Source organism: Sorangium sp. So ce296 (genome assembly GCF_051529605.1).
Classification (GTDB): Bacteria; Myxococcota_A; Polyangia; order Polyangiales; family Polyangiaceae; genus Sorangium; species Sorangium cellulosum_D.
On sequence record NZ_CP150325.1, the window covers coordinates 187,883 to 204,528 of the forward strand.

14 protein-coding genes and 1 pseudogene are annotated in these 16,646 nt (G+C 71.1%); 5 read left to right on the top strand and 10 right to left on the bottom strand.

The window, feature by feature from the left end; genetic code table 11:
- Positions 1 to 233: 233 nt before the first annotated feature.
- Positions 234 to 821, top strand: a complete 588-nt coding sequence (locus WME98_RS00775) for a Uma2 family endonuclease (protein WP_437949448.1) — start codon at positions 234 to 236, stop codon at positions 819 to 821.
- A gap of 206 nt (positions 822 to 1,027) precedes the next feature.
- Here WME98_RS00775 and WME98_RS00780 read toward each other — a convergent pair.
- Together WME98_RS00780 and WME98_RS00785 are read right to left on the bottom strand one after the other, a co-directional pair.
- Positions 1,028 to 1,117 (bottom strand): annotated as a pseudogene (locus WME98_RS00780) (hypothetical protein); the annotation flags it as partial.
- Positions 1,118 to 1,151: 34 nt separating this feature from the next.
- A complete protein-coding gene (locus tag WME98_RS00785; RefSeq protein ID WP_437949449.1) occupies positions 1,152 to 1,637 on the bottom strand; it encodes a DoxX family protein in 486 nt (161 codons plus the stop codon).
- A 235-nt stretch (positions 1,638 to 1,872) separates the two neighbouring features.
- Between WME98_RS00785 and WME98_RS00790 the strand changes: the two genes are divergently transcribed.
- Entirely contained in the window at positions 1,873 to 2,787 is a 915-nt protein-coding gene (locus WME98_RS00790; protein WP_437949450.1) for an AraC family transcriptional regulator, read from the top strand.
- Positions 2,788 to 2,840: 53 nt separating this feature from the next.
- Here WME98_RS00790 and WME98_RS00795 read toward each other — a convergent pair whose 3' ends face one another.
- From WME98_RS00795 to WME98_RS00805, 3 genes are all read right to left on the bottom strand, one after another.
- Positions 2,841 to 3,722 (bottom strand): VOC family protein, encoded by an 882-nt coding sequence (locus WME98_RS00795; RefSeq protein WP_437949451.1) that lies wholly within the window; start codon positions 3,720 to 3,722, stop codon positions 2,841 to 2,843.
- Between the two features lie 158 nt (positions 3,723 to 3,880).
- Positions 3,881 to 5,095: a PcfJ domain-containing protein gene (locus WME98_RS00800; RefSeq protein ID WP_437949452.1), complete on the bottom strand. Its 1,215-nt coding sequence runs from the start codon at positions 5,093 to 5,095 to the stop codon at positions 3,881 to 3,883.
- Positions 5,096 to 5,531: 436 nt separating this feature from the next.
- Positions 5,532 to 6,140: a CGNR zinc finger domain-containing protein gene (locus WME98_RS00805; protein WP_437949453.1), complete on the bottom strand. Its 609-nt coding sequence runs from the start codon at positions 6,138 to 6,140 to the stop codon at positions 5,532 to 5,534.
- A 67-nt stretch (positions 6,141 to 6,207) separates the two neighbouring features.
- Here WME98_RS00805 and WME98_RS00810 point away from each other — a divergent pair, with 67 nt between their 5' ends.
- Positions 6,208 to 7,380 (top strand): alpha/beta fold hydrolase, encoded by a 1,173-nt coding sequence (locus WME98_RS00810; protein ID WP_437949454.1) that lies wholly within the window; start codon positions 6,208 to 6,210, stop codon positions 7,378 to 7,380.
- A gap of 53 nt (positions 7,381 to 7,433) precedes the next feature.
- On the opposite strand, the gene WME98_RS00815 is transcribed toward WME98_RS00810, so the two are convergent.
- Together WME98_RS00815 and WME98_RS00820 are read right to left on the bottom strand one after the other, a co-directional pair.
- On the bottom strand, positions 7,434 to 9,071 hold the full coding sequence (locus WME98_RS00815) for an IgGFc-binding protein (RefSeq protein WP_437949456.1): 1,638 nt from the start codon (positions 9,069 to 9,071) through the stop codon (positions 7,434 to 7,436).
- 210 nt (positions 9,072 to 9,281) lie between these two features.
- Complete coding sequence (locus WME98_RS00820) at positions 9,282 to 9,983, bottom strand: hypothetical protein (RefSeq protein ID WP_437949457.1); 702 nt, start codon at positions 9,981 to 9,983, stop codon at positions 9,282 to 9,284.
- Positions 9,984 to 10,183: 200 nt separating this feature from the next.
- Between WME98_RS00820 and WME98_RS00825 the strand changes: the two genes are divergently transcribed.
- Positions 10,184 to 11,794: an alpha/beta hydrolase family protein gene (locus WME98_RS00825; protein ID WP_437949458.1), complete on the top strand. Its 1,611-nt coding sequence runs from the start codon at positions 10,184 to 10,186 to the stop codon at positions 11,792 to 11,794.
- A 12-nt stretch (positions 11,795 to 11,806) separates the two neighbouring features.
- Here the strand turns inward: WME98_RS00825 and WME98_RS00830 are convergent, their stop codons facing one another.
- Together WME98_RS00830 and WME98_RS00835 are read right to left on the bottom strand one after the other, a co-directional pair.
- The gene (locus WME98_RS00830; RefSeq protein ID WP_437949460.1) at positions 11,807 to 12,646 is read right to left on the bottom strand and encodes an SGNH/GDSL hydrolase family protein; all 840 of its coding nucleotides are present in this window, start codon (positions 12,644 to 12,646) and stop codon (positions 11,807 to 11,809) included.
- 105 nt (positions 12,647 to 12,751) lie between these two features.
- The gene (locus WME98_RS00835; RefSeq protein ID WP_437949462.1) at positions 12,752 to 13,318 is read right to left on the bottom strand and encodes a hypothetical protein; all 567 of its coding nucleotides are present in this window, start codon (positions 13,316 to 13,318) and stop codon (positions 12,752 to 12,754) included.
- 461 nt (positions 13,319 to 13,779) lie between these two features.
- Between WME98_RS00835 and leuA the strand changes: the two genes are divergently transcribed.
- Complete coding sequence (leuA, locus tag WME98_RS00840; RefSeq protein WP_437949464.1) at positions 13,780 to 15,471, top strand: 2-isopropylmalate synthase; 1,692 nt, start codon at positions 13,780 to 13,782, stop codon at positions 15,469 to 15,471.
- 112 nt (positions 15,472 to 15,583) lie between these two features.
- Here leuA and WME98_RS00845 read toward each other — a convergent pair whose 3' ends face one another.
- The gene (locus WME98_RS00845; RefSeq protein WP_437949465.1) at positions 15,584 to 16,600 is read right to left on the bottom strand and encodes a LamG-like jellyroll fold domain-containing protein; all 1,017 of its coding nucleotides are present in this window, start codon (positions 16,598 to 16,600) and stop codon (positions 15,584 to 15,586) included.
- Positions 16,601 to 16,646: the final 46 nt, after the last annotated feature.

The window sequence follows — 16,646 nt, forward strand, 5'->3', positions numbered from 1 at the left end:
CTCCCGGGAAGCTCGGCTTGGTCGGTGCCGCCGCACGCCTCGCTGGGAGTACCCCCCGCGCGAGGCGCGCCCGCGCCCGCGACGAGGAACGAACGCGGAGAGGTTGTGGCGAAGTTGTGGCAGCCCGCCCGCTGCGGCCAGAGCCCCCGCGCGCAGGGGCCTCGCCGGTCCTCTGCCAGACGCCTGCCGCAGCCGGCCTGCAAGCCGGCGGCGTCGCGCGGTATGCTGGCGGGATGTCGGTCGCCGTCCAGCGCGGGCCCCGGGCCAGCCTCGCCGATCTGCTGGCCATCCCGGAGGAGCAGCGCTTTCACGAGATCGTCGACGGCGAGCTCGTGCGCAAGGCCATGCCGAGCGGCCCGCACGGGAGGGCGCAGCGCGTCCTCGGAGGCCGCATCGGCGATCCGTACGACCGTCGGCCGGGCGGGCGGCTCCCGGGCGGGTGGTGGATAACGACCGAGACCGAGGTGCAGTTCGCCGAGGATCAGGTCTATCGCCCCGATGTGGTCGGATGGCTGCGCGAGAGATTGCCCGAGCTGCCCAGGACGACGCCGATCTCCGTGCGGCCCGACTGGATATGCGAGGTGCTGTCGCCCTCCACCGCGCGCCTCGATCGGGTGAAGAAGATGCGCGTCTATCAGCGATGCGGGGTACCGCACTACTGGATGGTGGATCCGGAGGACCAGACGCTGACCGTCTACCGGTGGACGTCCGAGGGTTACTTGCTGATCCTCACCGCCGAGCGCGGAGAGCGGGTCAGGGCAGAGCCGTTCGGGGAAGTGGAGCTGGAGATGGACGCGCTCTTCGGGGACGAGGCAACCTAGAGCGGTCTTCGCGTAGCCTTCATGTAGACGTCTTCTGACTTCCGTGCTCGTCCTTCGTCTTCCGTGCTCGTCCTTCGTCTTCCGTGCTCGTCCTTCGTCTTCCGTGCTCGTCCTTCGTCTTCCGTGCTCGTCCTTCGTCTTCCGTGCTCGTCCTTCGTGCGCGTGCGCGTGCGCGCTGACTCCAGGGAATCGCGCACGCACACGCGCACGCGAGAGGGAAGACGGAAGACGGAAGACGGAAGGCGGAAGACGGAAGACGGAAGACGGAAGACGGAAGACGGAAGACGAAAGACGGAGGGGTCCTCGCTGTGTGCGTCGAGGAGCTCTTCTTCAGAGCGCGCTCCGGCGCCGTGCCAAGCGCGTGTCGAGGGACCAGCGCCCCGCGCCGACGAGGACGAGGAAGAGCGCGCCCAGCAGCATCGCCCAGTCCGTCCTCGCCTCGTGGGCCATGCTCCAGAAGCCGTATTGCGGCAGCTTGCGCACGTGGAAGCCGAGGATGTCTCGGCCGAGCAGGATCGGGAGCTTTGTCGAGACCAGCGCCACGACCATGTCGATGACGAGCAGAGCGGCGGCGAACCGGGTCAGGAGCCCCGCGAGCACGAGCGCTCCGCAGACGATCTCGACCACCCCGACGAAAGGTCCCATGACTTCCGGCCAGGGAATGCCGATCTTGGCGAACCGTCCGGCGCCGAGCTCCGCTGGAACCATGAACTTCTGGATCCCTTCGGACAAGAAGACGGCCCCGACCGAGAGGCGAATGAGGAGCGTTGCCGCGGGCGCCTCGGAATCGAGCATCTTGCGCAAGTGTTTCATCATTTCGTCCCGCCCTTCGTTGAGAACCTATCGAAGCGCGTAGACGGTCCTCGCAATCTCGTCAAGCTCGGCCCCCTGCCGTAGAGCACGACCGGCGAGCCGACAATCCTGAAGCGTGCCTTGATGGTCCCCCGGCCGCCGATGCCCCGGCCGCCGATGCCCCAGCCGCCGACGGTCGACCCGACGTGTGCGCCGAAGCCGAGCGACAGACCGACGCCGGCGACCGCCACGCAGCGATGTGGCCGGCGACGAGATCGTCGGCCACAATGTCCTCGTGTTGTATGTCCGCCACGTGCCGGGTCCGCCGCTCTCGGCGCACGTCGCCGAGCTCTGGTACCTTTCGGCTGCGCCGCCCCACGCGGCCGAGCGCATCCTGCCCTCCGGTACCCTCCAGCTGGTCGTCAACCTCGACGAGGACGAGCTTCGCATCTACGACGGCCCCACCCTTCGCCGCCACGCCGGTGCCGCCGTGTCGGGCGCGTACCAGGCCTCCTTCGGCGTCGACACACGCGAGCACGCGTCGATGGTCGGGGTCCAGTTCCGCCCCGGCGGCGCGTGGCCGTTCCTCGGCGCGCCGCCCGGCGCGCTGACCGACACGCACGCCGACCTCGCGGACCTGTGGGGGCGACGAGCGGCGGAGCTCCGCGAGCGCCTGTGCGCGGCGCCGGATCCGCGCGCTCGCTTCGCGCTGCTCGAGCGCGCGTTGCTCGACCGCCTTTCGGCTGCGCGCCCCGGTCATCCCCTGGTGCCGCACGCGATCGCGGCGCTCGAGGGAGGCGAAAGGCGCGTCGCCGACGTCGCGGCCACGCTCGGCATCAGCCACCGGCGGCTCATCGACGTGTTCACCGCAGAGACCGGCCTCGCCCCGAAGGCCTTCGCTCGGATCACGCGCTTTCGGCGGGCGCTTTCGCGGGCCGAGAGGGAGCGCGATCCGGACTGGGCCCGGCTCGCTGCCGAGTCAGGGTTCTGCGATCAGTCGCACCTGATCCGCGAGTTCGTGGCCCTCTCCGGCAATTCGCCGACCGCGCTCATCGCCCAGTCCTCCGGCGAGCACGTCAAGCTGCACCACATCGCCATCGCCGCGTTGGCCACGCCGGATGAGGCGCGCGGAAGGGACCGGCAACGCGCGCGGCCTCGAGGTAAAGTGGCTTGATCCGGTGACTGCGAAGGATGCGACCACAATAAGAATTTCTGCCCGGTGCGCTGCTAACCCGCCGATGCCTCGTGGAGCTCGACCGGGTTGCCGTCCGGATCTTCGATCTGAATCTGCGCGCCCCCCACGCCGCGCTCGATGTCGTTCCGGAAGGGTGTCTCGGCCGCACGGAGTCGATCGATGAGCGCGGCGAGGTCGTCGACGTAGAGGACGACCCGGTTCCAACCGCCGGCGGCCTGAGCGCGGCCGTCGGGCATCGGGCGCGCGCCGGAGCTGCCGGGTCCGCTCAGGAGCAAGCGCAGGTCGCCGCGCGAGACCGCCGCGAACTCCGTGCCGGACTGCATGTCGAGCGCGAAGCCGAGCCGCTCGGTGTAGAAGAGAACGGCGCGATCGACGTCCGTGACCTGATAGCGGACGACTGCCGAGGTGGCATTGGGACCTCCCGCGGTCGAGGCCGATTCCGCCGATGCCTCGTGGAGCTCGACCGGGTTGCCGTCGGGATCTTCGATCTGGATCTGCGCGCCCCCCACGCCGCGTTCGATGTCGTTTCGGAAGGGTGTCCCTGCCGCACGGAGTCGATCGATGAGCGCGGCGAAGTCGCCGACATAGAGGACGACCCGGTTCCAACCGCCGGCGATCTGAGCGCGGCCGTCGGGCATCGGACGCGCGCCGGAGCTGCCGGGTCCGCTCAGGAGCAAGCGCAGGTCGCCGCGCGAGACCGCCGCGAACTCCGTGCCGGACTGCATGTCGAGCGCGAAGCCGAGCCGCTCGGTGTAGAAGAGAACGGCGCGATCGACGTCCGTGACTTGGTAGCGGACGACGGCCAAGGTGGCATTGGGGCCCCCCGTGTCCGGGGTCGGTTCCGTGGTTTGGGACATGCAGCCTCCGAGGGAGAAAATGACCAGGATGAGGATGATCTTGCGGATGATCTTCATGCGCCGATCCTGTCGTCCGCGCGCGCCGCCGTATTGGACAAATTGGAAACCGTGAGTGGACCTTCGGCAACCCTCGCGAGAACAGCCATGGGAGCGTGAGCGGCGGCGGCACCTGGGTCCGCGACGACCGACGCGCGGCGAGCGCCCCGCCGCGCGCCTCAGGCGTGGCTGGCCACGGTGAGGCGCTCGCGCTCCGCCCACATGCCGATGATCCGCCGCGGATGCCCGTCGGCGCGGCGGTTCGCGAACCCTCGTATCTGAACGATGGCCCGCGCGCGCGGATCGACCTCGATCGTGAAGCGCCGCGCCGGCGCCCCCTCCCCGGCCTGACGGCGCAACGACCAGATGCTCGAGACGCCGCGCACGCAGCGATCCTCGTAGCTCGCGACGCAGTGCCGGAGCGCGCGCCCCTCGGCCACGAGCTCGCCGCTGCTCAGGAGCTCCGCGATCCACCACTCGGTCGGCCCCTCCTCGGCCTCCGGCCTCGGCGGCTCGGCGTAGCGGAAGCCTTGTAGCGTGGACGCCGGCCAGGTCCGGCCGGTGCCGCGGCGAACCGCGAGCTCGGCGTGCCAGGCGTCGACGATGCGCAGGAGCGACTGAGGGGTCCGCCCGGCCAGCGAGAACTCGGGATCCGGGGGCCCCTTGATCGAGAGCCCCGCGTCGGTCGCGATCTCGGTCGGGCGGACGCACCGCGCGTAGAGGAAGTCGATGATGGTCGTGACGCGGATCGGGCCGAGGGTGTCCCAGTACCGAGCAAAGAAGCGCAAGGCCTGGCGCCACAGGTCCCCGTGGCCGAGATCGGCGGCGAGGTCCGTCGTCAGGATGGTGTCGACGAGCTCCGGCGGCCCTTCGAGGGCGAGGATCTCCGCGCGCCGCATCGCCGCCTGCAGCGAGAGGTGCGGCGGCGAGGTCAGGAGGATATGCTCCATGCGGCGGGTCATCCGCACCGGCAGCCCGGCGATCTCGCGGAACGGCCGGCCGTTCGCGTGCTCGATGAACCAGCGCTGCGGCTCCGGATCGTCGGCGAGCCACACGGAGACGAAGCCGCGCGGGACGGCGTAGCGGCCGACGACGTGCTGCGCGAGCGCGTGGATCAGCTCGTTCACGCCGGCGTCGCCGCCCGCCCAGGTGGCCGCCGAGGCGACGTGCGCCGCGTGGTGGCGCGCGAGGTTCTTGAGCGCCCGGACGGCCGCGGCGCGCGACGCAGCGTCGCGGCCGGCGCTCAGCAGCGTCGAGCGCTCGCGGGCGTGGCCGAGCAAAGAGGCGAAGGCGGAGCGCGCCTCGAGGTCGCCCGCGAGCTCCGAAAAGGCGCCACGGACGGCCCGATCGAGCTCGCGCCGGGCATGGCGATGGAAGCTGATGGTGTTCGACACAAGCCGTTCTCCTCGCGTGGACCGAGACGTCGGCCACGCCGTGCGGATGGGGAGGCGCCGAACGACGAGGGCTCTTCAGTGGGCCGCTCGCCGCACACCGGCGCCCGTTCAGCACGCACACGCACGCCGCGCGAGGCCGCGCTCGCCCGGGGGCGAGGGGCAGCTCACACGGCGTGTCGCTCAGGAGAAACGGAAGAAGCGCACACGGGCACTATGCTGGACGCACGCGCGAGGGTCAAGCTGGCTCCGCCGCCAGGGCGACTCCACGCGTTCGAGCGCCGTTCACAAGAACGCTTCGAGCGCCGTTCACAAGAACGCTTCGAAACATGCTCCACGGCGGGCCGCCGTGCGGCGTGCGCGCGTCGTTTCCTCGTGCCGAGTCGCCTCGGGCTGCCGTGGTCGGCGTGCTTGCCAGCGCCCCGAGGTCGACACGCCGTTAACCGCCCCGATGCCGGTGGTAGTGAGCGGCCACCTTCATCCGGTTGCCGCACAGCTCCATGCTGCACCAGCGCCGGGCGTGGTTCCTCGACGTGTCGTGGAAATAGAGGACGCAATCCGGGTTCCCGCAGCGCTTCACGAGCTCCGGATCGACATCGCACAGGAGCCCCGCGGCCGCCTCGGCGATGGGGCCGAGGAGCTGCGCCGGCGCGTCGATCCGCGCATGGCCCCGGCGCGCGAACCCGGCGCGCGCCCGCACGACCTCCGTGTACCCCGCGTCGAGGCGCAGGGCCTGGTTGAGCACGTCGAGCGCGCCCGCTGCCGCCGCTCCGCGCTCGCGCGGCCGCTCGATCAGCGCGCGCAGCGCCGCCCGGAGCCGATGCGCCTGCCCGACGGCGCTCGCCCCCTCGCTCGACCCCTCCCAGCGATCGAGGATGCCCGCCGCGGTCGCGCCATCGAGGAAGCCCGCCTCCCTGGACCAGTCGACGAGGCCGCGCAGGTCGGGGAGCAGCTCCACCCGGCCGCCGCGCTGCACCGGCTCGGTGTTGAGGAAGTCGAGCGCCCGATGATGGCCGACCCAGAGGAAACGCGACGCGCCGCTAACCATCGATCACCCACTTGACTGGTTAGCACACCGGCCGCATAACCGTCAAAAGTTCGATACGGAGGTTAGCATGAGCCGCGAGGAGAACGTGGATGGGGAGCCTGGGCGATCGGCGGCGCGAGCTCGGGAGGTCGAGCCGGCGAGATCCGTGGACATGCCCGCCGCGAACGGCGCGGCCGGTCCCACGGAGGCCGCGGCTGGGCGGCGCTCCGGGCTCGCGCGGCTCGGCCGGGCCGTGGGCGGGCTGGCCTCCGCTGCCCTCGTCGCCGCGCTCGTGGGCTGCGCCGGGCCGTCGCTCGCGCCGAGCCGCCACGCCGCCGCCCCGGCCGAAGACCGGACCTCAGCGGCAGCGCCCGAGGCGGTCTGGCCGGAGAAGACGTTTTACCGAACGGTCGAGGTGCGAGGCCGCAAGATCTTCTACCGCGAAGCCGGGCGCCCCGACCGCCCCGCGCTGCTCCTGCTCCACGGCTTCCCGTCGTCGTCCCACGAATACCGAGAGCTGCTCTCCCTTCTCTCGGGCCGATACCGCGTCGTGGCGCCGGACTACCTGGGATCGGGCTACAGCGAACGCCCCTCCCCCTCCGAGGTCACGTACACGTTCGACCTCCTCGCGGAGCACATCACCGGCTTCACCGAGGCGCTCGGGCTCACGCGGTACGTGATCTACATGCACGACTTCGGCGGGCCGGTCGGGCTCCGTGTCGCGCTCGCCCACCCCGAGCGGCTGCGCGGGCTCATCGTGCAGAACGCCAACGCGTACGTCGAAGGCCTGTCCGAGGCGCTGCGGGTGGGCATTCGGCACGCCCACGAGGACCGGTCCCCGGCGAGCGCCGCCGCGGTCGCCCAGCTCGTCAGCGCCGAGGGGGTCGAGCAGGAGCAATACCTCCGGCATGTACCGGTGGCGCACCGCGATCGCGTGAGCCCCGACGCCTGGACCCACGACCTCGCGTTCCTGGCCACCCCGGAGGAGCGCGCGATCCAGGTCCAGCTCATCCAGGACTACCAGACGAACGTCGATCGCTATCCGTCCTGGCAGGCGTTCCTGCGCGCCCGGAAGCCGCCGACCCTCATCGTGTGGGGGCGCAACGACGCGGACTTCATCAGCGCCGGCGCGAAGGCGTATCTCCGGGATCTCCCCGACGCGGAGCTCCACTGGCTCGACGCAGGGCACTTCGCCGTGGAGGAGCGGCCGGTCGAGATCGCCCAGCACATCACGCGCTTCATGGAGCGGCTCCCCCGCTGAGCCCGAGCGGCATCGGGCCGCCCGCTCCGGGAATGAATCCAGGCAACGCGGAGCTACCGCGGGACCGGCGGGGCCACGACGTCGTTGATGCTCTCGACGTTGCCGCCGGCGGGATAGCCGTACGAGGCGTAGAAGTCCGTTCCCCAGACGGTGACGCCGAAGGCGCCCGCGCTGCGCGCCTCGTGCAAGCTCGTCTCGCACGCGGGGCTCGCGCCCACGAAGCCGCGGCTCAGATCGACGTGCGCCACCTCGAACGCGCCCGCGGCCCCGACCCGGCGCCACCCGGTCACCGGACCTAGACAGCTCAGCTCCACGTCCGCGAAGCCGTTCGGGCCCTTGACGCGGGTGATCACCAGGCTCGTCGTGGCGTAGGTCGGATCGGTGAAGAACACGTACCGCTCGAGGAACTGCTCCGGCGGCAGCTGGATGACCCACTCCTCGTCCCCGAGCATGCACGGGGAGCCGGCGATCGGGATCTCCGCCACGCAGCCGGGGCGCGTCCAGGCGGGGGCGCCGGGCATGTATTGCGTGAGCATGAAGGGGTGATCGCCGTCCTGCGACCGCACCGAGAACAGCGAGGTCGCCTCGAACTCGGCGACCTCGCCCGCCGCCAGGGCGGCCGGCGCGCCCGGAGGCGCCGCCGGATCCCACGAGAACGCCGTGCCGTCGGCCACGCCGAGCAGGCGGTAGACGACGCTCTCCGGCTCCTGCGAGGCCAGCCGCGAGACCACGCCGGCGCCGACGTACTCGCTGCCGAGGGCGCTGACCGGCGCGATCTGCTGGTGGGCGGCGTCCTGACCGCCGCCGGCCGGGGAGGTGTCGGTGGCCACCTGCAGGTAGGTGTTGCCGGTCCACACGCCGATGGGCTTGCTCGACTGGAGGACGGCGCCGCTCGGGTCGGCGCCCATCCATTGCATCACGTCGCCGGCGCCGAGCGTCACCTGCGTGGCGGCGTTCGCCGGCGCGCCCGGGGCCCCGCCGCCGCCGGGGAGCCTCGACGGGGGCACGAGATCCACCGTGGTGTCGTCCTCGGCGGCGACGATCATCAACCACGACTTGCCGAGGCCGCGAGCGTGCGGCGCCAGGGCGACGTAGTTCTTGCCCCACGTGCTGCGCGGGAACAGGAGCGAGGCGCTGGGGAGGAAGCTCTTCGCCCCGCCGTACGGCAGGATGTCGTACGCCGATACGGGCGTGTCCGACGCGACCTGGAACGCGGCGCCGGTGCCGCTGTCGTGCACCGCGACGTCGGCGAGGACGGCCGGAGCCCGCGGGCACTCGAGCGACCCGAAGGAGCTCGCCGCGCCCGGCCGGTGCGAGAGGAACAGCACCGCCACCTCGCCCGGCGGGATGCCGCTTTCGGGCAAGCGCGTGTACGTGGTGCTCGGTCCGATGCCGCTCGGGAGGTAGGTGAACGCGCTCGCGTCGAGCGCCTCGCCGCCGAAGGCGACGCGGATCCTGGCGTGGCGGGGCCAGGTGTTCGCGAGGAAGACCGCATGGCACGCGCCGCTGTAAACGGAGGCGTCGAGCTCGTTCTGGAAGAACGGCGGCGACGGCGCGAGGTAATCGCACCCGATGGATCCGCCCGCCTTCTCCGCGGCCTCGCACGCGGGGACGCACTGCCCCTGGAAACACCCCAGCTCGGGCGGGCACACCGCGACGACGTTTCCCTCGGCGTCCACGACGTCTCTCATGTCCGCGGAGCATCCGATCCCGGTCCCGCCGCCGGTGACGTCGCCGAAATTCAGGTCGCCCCCGGCCCCCGAGCCGGCGTCACCCGTCCCGACCGACCACCTCGGTGGGCCGAGGGGTGGGTCCGCCGTCGGGGTGCAAGCAGCGGCGGCGAGGGACGAGGCCAATCCTGCCCAACGAAGATAAGTGGAGAAGAACCTCACCTCCCGAAGTCACCGTGTCGCCGGAGACCTGTCAAGCGCGGTCCGGCCGAGGGCGCGTGGAGCGCCCCGCAGCGACGCGAACTCCCTCGGCAAATCGTCGTCGCGCGCCCCGGCGAAGCAACAAGCCGACGGCGCGGCGAGCGGCTCGACGAGGCGGCGACCGGGAGCGCGCCGTTTTCCCTGCAAATCGACAGCATATCTGCAACGCAGGTGCGCCGTCGGCGGCTGGACGCGCCGGTCCGTCCGCGTCCCATGGCGTTCCGGGGCGCAGGCGAGCGTGCCCGGCGCGTCGGGCAGCGGACGGGCCGCCAGCGGCAGCGCGCCGGCGGCGGGTCGGGCCGCGGTTCGGATCGACGAGGTCTTCGACGGGGAGTCTCCACCTACGCATGGCCCTGCTCCGGGTGACGGGGGCGAGAGCCGCGTTGACTTCCCTCGCGCTGCCATGAGCGCTTCGAGCGCGTCAATGGCCGGAGCATCGAAGCAGCGTCCATCCCGATAGGGAGGTTCGAGACTGGGCACGATACCCCCGCACGACCGGATCAACAGCGGATAGGCCGCGAGGGCTTCAAGCTCGAAATTGTGAAGCTCGCCCACGACGAACAGATTCGATCGGAGGCGGAGCTGGATGCCCATGACGTAGACCGTCCCGTCGTCGGCCTTGAGATGATTGAAGAGCTCGTGGGGCACGCGGTGGATGCCCAGCTTGTACAACTTTCACGCTTTGGTCACCTCTGTGTCGCCGGGAGGCGACCGATACCTACTTGCCGCGCCAAACGTCGAGCACAAAAGGCTCGATGATGGGTTCGCGAATACGGAAAGCGTTGGGCCTCGGGCTCCTCGCGGCGCTTCTCGCCCTGGGCGCCCACCTCGTCGGGCGGCGCGTAGGAGCCGGAGCCAGTTCCGTAGTCACGGTGACGTATGCCTGGGTGCAGTGGCTGGGGCCTCAGGGGCCGAACGTCAGCGTCGACCTCTACGCGCCGCCGCTGGCGGGCAAGCGCGGCCCGCTGGTCGTCTTCTTGCAGGGGAACGAGCCCTCGCAGCCCGACGAGCGACTCGCCTTCGCCGCGAACGTCGGCGACGCCCTGCAGCGAAAGGGGGTCGCCGTCGCCGCCGTCTCGTTCAACATCCACACGGGCTACACGCTGCGCGCGTGCGCGGCGGACGTCGCCCGGGTCGTGCAAGAGGTGACCGGCGCGCGCAACCCGACGCGCCTGGTCCTCGTCGGTCGCGGCCTCGGCGCGTGGATGGCGTCCATCCTCGCGCTCGATCGGCGGCTCCTCGAGGGGGCCGGCATGGATCCCGAACGCGTCGATGGTGTCATCGTCTTGCGTGGCACCTACGACCTCGGCGGGGCGGTGCTCGAGGGGGACCCCGACGCGGCGTTCTTCGCGGGCTCGGTCGAAGATCTCAGGGAGTCCTCGCCCATCACGTACGCGCGGTCCGACGCGCCACCGTTCTTGATGCTGTTCGGCGAGGAGGACGACGTCGGCTGGGCGCGTAAGGCTCGCCCCTTCGCGCACGCGCTCCTGAACGCGGGCGCGCGCGACGTCGACTACTTCATCGTGCCCATGCGCGACGCGCACAGCATCCTGGACTGGGGCGGGAGCGGAAACCCGGTTGGCGATCTGGTGCTCACCTTCATCACCTCGAGCCTCGACGAGCTCTCCATCGACGACCCCTTCGGCGTGCTCCACCGCTGGGGTGCACGGCCGCCGCTCGACGCGTCGGAGTTCCGCAAGGATCCTCGGGCCATCACCACCTACCCGGTCGACGACGCGCTGCGGGAGACGATGATGGTTCTCCTCGGCGAGGCGGGCCTCGAGCGCTCCCCCTTGCCCGGCAAGACCTATCAGGCCATCGATCTGCTCGGCTACCTGGCCCAGCGGCCGAGGTCCGAGGTCGGCGAAGGGGACTGGCTGGTGGTCTCGAACCTCCGGGGCGAGCAACTGTACTTCCCGCGCGAGGTGCTGGAGAGGACTCAGCCGGTCATCGTGGTCGGGCTCGACGACGAGGACAATCTCTACCGCCTCGTCGACTTCTACCGGATGAAGCGCGCCTACTCGTGGATCAAGAGCGACGAGCGATTGCCGATGATGATCCGGCCGCTCGGCGCGTTCCTGCACTTCCGGATGCCGCTGCCGGCCGACCTGCGGAGCGGGACGCTCGCGGCATTCGGGCTCGACGCGGCGAGCTTTCACTGGGTAAGAGACGATCCGCTCGCGCCGTTGCGCTCGCTCACCGGCGGACTGCGCGAGGCGCTGCTCGGCGAACAAGGGTGCATCACGTGCCACGAACTCCGTGGCGTCGGCGCACGGTCGCACCACGCGCTGGCGCTCAACGGCGAGCCGCACGGAGCGTTTGCGCTGCCGTTCGAGGACTATCCGAGCGACGTGCTGCGGCGCTTCTTGTTCGAGCAGGACGCGGTGGCAGAGAGCTTCGGGGTCATGCCGCTCCGGGTGGATAAGGCCGTCGCCGTGCAGCTCCTCGACCTGGTGAACCGCGAGAAGAACGGGAAGCGGTAGCGGCCCGCGACCTCAGGGCTCCACGTGTTCGTAGAGCGCCGCCGCCCACTCGGCGTGCGCGCGCGCCGAGGGGTGCAGGCCGTCGCTGGCGAGCATGTTCGCCTCCGCCTGCTTGTGCATGAGCGGATACAGGTCGACGTAACGCGCGCCGGCGGCCCGCGCCTCGTCGCGCAGGATGGTGTTGAAGGCGACGATGTCCGCGCCGATCTGCCGCGGATCTCCGAACGAAGCGGCGACCGGAGAGAGCGACCAGTCCGGCTGCGGGAGCGCCACGATCCGACTCGGAGCGACGCCAGCATCCATGATCGCTCGGAAGAGCACCCGCAGCTGCGACCGGTACACGTCCGCGCTCCAGCCATGCAGGTAGTCGTTGGCGCCCACCGCGAGCGTCACCAACGTGGGCCGAAATGGCGCCACCTCCGGGAGCTCCTGCTCTTTCACGTCTTCGGTGGTGTAGCCGTTGACCGCCACGTTCTTGAGCGTCACCCGGCGGCCGTCCGCGCGCCAAAGCGAGGCGAGACGCGAGGGGAACGCGTCGTCCGGCTGGTTCCCGGTCCCTGCCGTGAATGAGTCGCCGAGCGCCAGATAGCGGATCTCCTCGCCCCCGCGCGTCTGTGCGGCATCCTCGCTGGCACCGGCGGGAGCGCTCCGTTGACAGCCACCGAGCAGAGGCAAGACGAGCAGGAGAAGCCCGCCGAGCAGGAGCGAGACGAGCAGGAGAAATGAGCGGATCGAGCGCATCACGAAGGATAGCATTCGATCGCCGAGCTGGGTCTCCTTCGAGTCGCTCCTCGCGGGCTGACCATGGGCTCCGCCGAGAGTCATGATGACGTGGACGACTCGTCGATTCACGACGCGCCATCGATCCGAACCTGGCTGCGACGTCACCCGCGGTTTCACGCGCACGTTGCCTCGGCTTACTCGTCCTGGTCAAACCTGGTCGACGGACCGGGCGGCTCAGAAGCGACCGACGAGCCCGAGGCCGGCGCTGCTCGGACCGAACGCCATGGGCGCCGGGAGCACGATGGGCTTGCTGACGTCGTCGCGGACCAGCACCGTTTTCGGCACGAAGAGGCCAGGCAAGAGCAAGGCGGCGCCCGTGATCTGGACGAGCCCGTCGAGGACGAGGGCCATGGTCTCGAGGTCGTCCTGCTGGGTCGTGGCCAGGGTGAGGAACGGGCCCGCGCACGGCACGAACAGCGCCGCATAACCCGAGGATCCGCGGTAAACCGCGTCGCCGCCGCCGATCGCGGTGAACAGGTAGACGGTCCCGAAGACGATCGCGCCGCTGATCACGAGCCCCTTGCGGACGCGCGTCTCCGGGTGATAGCCGGGCGGCACCGGCTCACCATCCCTCCACGGGAGCACCTTCGGGCCCGCTGCCGGAGCAGCGTAACCGCCGTAGAAGCCGGGAGGCGGAGGCGCCTGCGGCGCAGGCGGGGGTTGCTCCTGGAGAGGGGGCGGAGCCGGCGGGGCCCCGTCGTCGGCCCGTGCCCGGCCGGCGCCGGAGACAGCGATGGCCATCCCGGTCGCGACAGCCAGCGACCATCGTTCAAGCGACCGTTGATTCGAACCTTTCGCCCGTCCTCGCTCGCGCTCTTTCATGCTCCACCCCTCACGCCTGGAGTGCCCGATCTGCGATCGTACACGAGGAGCGGTGGGCCGCGGCGTCGACCTTCGCGCGGGATCCGCGTCGGGCGGGGCACACCGCAGCGCAGGTGTGCGCGCCCGCGTACACGCGCTCGCCATCGCCCCGCGCCGCGACGCTGGACAAGCAGGAGAACGTTCGCTAGATTGCTCCGCGATGTCTGTCCTGCCCGCGCGCGCCCTTCGCCCCTGCCTAGGCCTACGGCCTCGGGGGCTCTGCGCGCGCTGCTGACGACGTCCATCTTCGCAGCTCGGCCCCCGTCGGTTCCTTGTCCCGGTGGGGGTCCTCGCATCGTCGTCGCGACGACTCCCATCTTCAGCTTTCAGGGAGTCCTGTCATGTCCACGATGCCCGTCCACAAGTACAAGCCGTTTCAGCCCATCCACCTGCCCGATCGGCGCTGGCCCAGCCGCGTGATCGAGGGCGCGCCGCGCTGGTGCAGCGTGGACCTGCGCGACGGCAACCAGGCCCTCGTCGAGCCCATGGGCCACGAGCGCAAGCTCCGCATGTGGCACGAGCTCCTGCGGATGGGGTTCAAGGAGATCGAGGTCGGCTTCCCCAGCGCGTCGCAGCCCGACTTCGACTTCGTGCGCCGGATCATCGACGAGCGGCTGATCCCGGACGACGTGACCATCCAGGTGCTGACGCAGGCGCGCGCCGAGCTGATCGAGCGGACCTTCGAGGCGATCCGCGGGGCCCGGCGCGCCGTCGTGCACCTCTACAACTCCACGTCGACGCTCCAGCGACGCGTGGTGTTCGGCCTGGACCGCACGGGCATCGTCGACATCGCCGTGCGCGGGGCGAGGCTCGTGAAGGAGCTCGCGGTGCGCATGCCCGAGACCGAGGTCGTGCTCGAGTACTCGCCCGAGAGCTTCACGGGCACAGAGCTCGACTTCGCCAAGGAGATCTGCGAGGCCGTGATGGACGTGTGGCAGCCCAGCCCGTCACGGAAGATCATCCTGAACCTGCCGGCCACCGTGGAGATGGCCACGCCCAACGTCTACGCGGATCAGATCGAGTGGATGCACCGGAACCTGAAGCAGCGCGACGCTATCGTGCTGAGCGTGCACCCGCACAACGACCGCGGCACCGCGGTGGCCGCGGCGGAGCTCGCCGTCATGGCGGGCGCCGACCGCGTCGAGGGCACGCTGTTCGGGAACGGCGAGCGCACCGGGAACGTGGATCTCATCACGCTGGCGCTCAACCTGTTCTCCCAGGGGGTCGATCCGGAGCTCGAGATCCACGACGTCCAGGCGATCAAGGAGACGGCAGAGCACTGCAACCGGCTGCCGGTGCACCCGCGCCACCCCTACGTCGGAGAGCTCGTGTACACCGCCTTCTCGGGCTCGCACCAGGACGCGATTAAGAAGGGGTTCAAGGCGCTGCGCGAGGGCGGGGGCGCGACGTGGGAGGTGCCGTATCTCCCCATCGATCCGCAAGACGTGGGGCGCAGCTACGAGGCGGTGATCCGCGTGAACAGCCAGTCGGGCAAGAGCGGCGTGGCCTACCTGCTCGAGCGCGAGTACGGCTATGCGGTGCCGAAGGATCTCGCGATCGAGCTGAGCCAGGCGGTGCAGCGCAGGGCGGAGCGGACCGAGGGCGAGGTGCAAAAGGCCGAGATCCTCGCGATCTTCGAGCGCGAGTACGTGAACCGCGGCGGGCCGCTCCGGGTCGTCGGGCACAGGACGAGCGGCCAGGGCGCGGGGGAACGACACGAGTTCCAGGTGCAGATACGCGGGGTCCCCCACGCGATGAGCGCCGCCGGCCAGAGCCCCGCCCACGCCTTCGCGAGCGCGCTCTCGCGTCACGCGGGGGTCGCGATCGCGGTGGAGGAGCACGCGGAGCACGCGATCGCGCGGGGCGCAGGCGCCGAGTCCGCGGCGTACGTGGCCCTCTCGATCGGGCGCAAGCGCAGCTTCGGGGCGGGGACGCACCCGGACGCCGTCATGGCGTCGCTCGCGGCGGTCGCCTCCGCGTGGAACCGGGCGCGGCCGGCGGAGCCGGCGCGGTTCGCGCTCTCGGCCGAGTGAGCGGGCGCGGTCGGCGCCTCTTCGTGAGGCGGAGCGCGCCGGGCCTGCGCGCTCCGCCGACCGAGCGGGCGAGGTCCCCTGCCGGACACGAGGCGAGCCGCCCCATCGCCGGTCATGGCGCCGGGCGGTCGTCGCTGTGGAGCAGCGCGGCGGCGTGGCGCTCGATCTCCGCCGCCGTCAGCGCCCTGGCGTAGAGCGCCGCGTAATACAGGGCGCCCGAGAAGGTGCGCCCGCCGAGCTCGCGGTTGCCGAGGACGAGGTGGCGCCCGTCGGGGAAATCGAGCGTCGCGCCCAGCGGGGGGACGCTCACGTGCATCCCGCAATAGCCGCCGACCGAATTGCGCCGCCGGGCCGGTACCCCGTTGATGTAGAGCCGGACCCGATCCGCCGCGGGCTCCTGGACGGTCGAATCGAACACGCCGTGCATCACCGCGCGCTCCGGGAGCTCTGCCTCCCAGGCGCCGCCGCAAAAGTCGCCGTTCCACCAGAGCACGATCTGGCCGGGCGTCTCCGATCGGAGCGTGAGGCGGCCGCCCTCCGCGTCCACGCCGATATGCACGATGCGCGAGCCCCCCTCGACCACCTCCGCGATGCGGAGCACGGCCTCGATCGTGCCGGCGGTGGTCCCTTGCAGCGCGCTCTGGATCTTGGTGCCGTCGATCAGCGCGGAAGCACGGCCGTCGCCGCCGGCCGCCGTCCAGGAGAGCCCGCGGTGCGCCGCGCCGTCGGCGGAGAAGCTCATCTCCGGCCCGTACGTCAGCGCGAGCGGCATCGGCGCCGCTGCGGCGTCCTCGACCTGCGCGGGCGCGCTCCCGGTCGCCGCCTCGTCGAGGAAATACCGCACGACGAGGCCGTCGTCGGCGAGGCAGGACGCGTCGAGCGCGCAATCGAGCCCTCCGGCACCTCCGCCGGCCGAGCCGCCCTCCCCGCCGCCAGCCGCCGCGCCGGCGCCGGCGGCTCCCCCGCCCGCCGCGCCGCCCCCGCCCGAGCCGGCGCGAGCGCCGCCGCCGTCTGCGCTGCTCCCGCCGCCGCCGGCGCCCGAGGCCGAGCCGGGGAGTTCGCCGAGCCGCAGCTCGGGGGCGCACGCTACGATGAACGGGAGCAAGGCAATCCGAAGGCGCGCCCTCATGTGCGCCGCATCCTAACGCCACGCGCACACCAGGAGGAAGGCGGCG

Coding starts and splice junctions, on each gene's coding strand:
- WME98_RS00775 (WP_437949448.1), top strand. CDS start 234: ATGTCGGTCGCCGTCCAGCGCGGGCCCCGGGCCAGCCTCGCCGATCTG.
- WME98_RS00785 (WP_437949449.1), bottom strand. CDS start 1,637: ATGATGAAACACTTGCGCAAGATGCTCGATTCCGAGGCGCCCGCGGCA.
- WME98_RS00795 (WP_437949451.1), bottom strand. CDS start 3,722: ATGAAGATCATCCGCAAGATCATCCTCATCCTGGTCATTTTCTCCCTC.
- WME98_RS00805 (WP_437949453.1), bottom strand. CDS start 6,140: ATGGTTAGCGGCGCGTCGCGTTTCCTCTGGGTCGGCCATCATCGGGCG.
- WME98_RS00810 (WP_437949454.1), top strand. CDS start 6,208: ATGAGCCGCGAGGAGAACGTGGATGGGGAGCCTGGGCGATCGGCGGCG.
- WME98_RS00815 (WP_437949456.1), bottom strand. CDS start 9,071: ATGAGAGACGTCGTGGACGCCGAGGGAAACGTCGTCGCGGTGTGCCCG.
- WME98_RS00835 (WP_437949462.1), bottom strand. CDS start 13,318: ATGGCCATCGCTGTCTCCGGCGCCGGCCGGGCACGGGCCGACGACGGG.
- leuA (WP_437949464.1), top strand. CDS start 13,780: ATGTCCACGATGCCCGTCCACAAGTACAAGCCGTTTCAGCCCATCCAC.
- WME98_RS00845 (WP_437949465.1), bottom strand. CDS start 16,600: ATGAGGGCGCGCCTTCGGATTGCCTTGCTCCCGTTCATCGTAGCGTGC.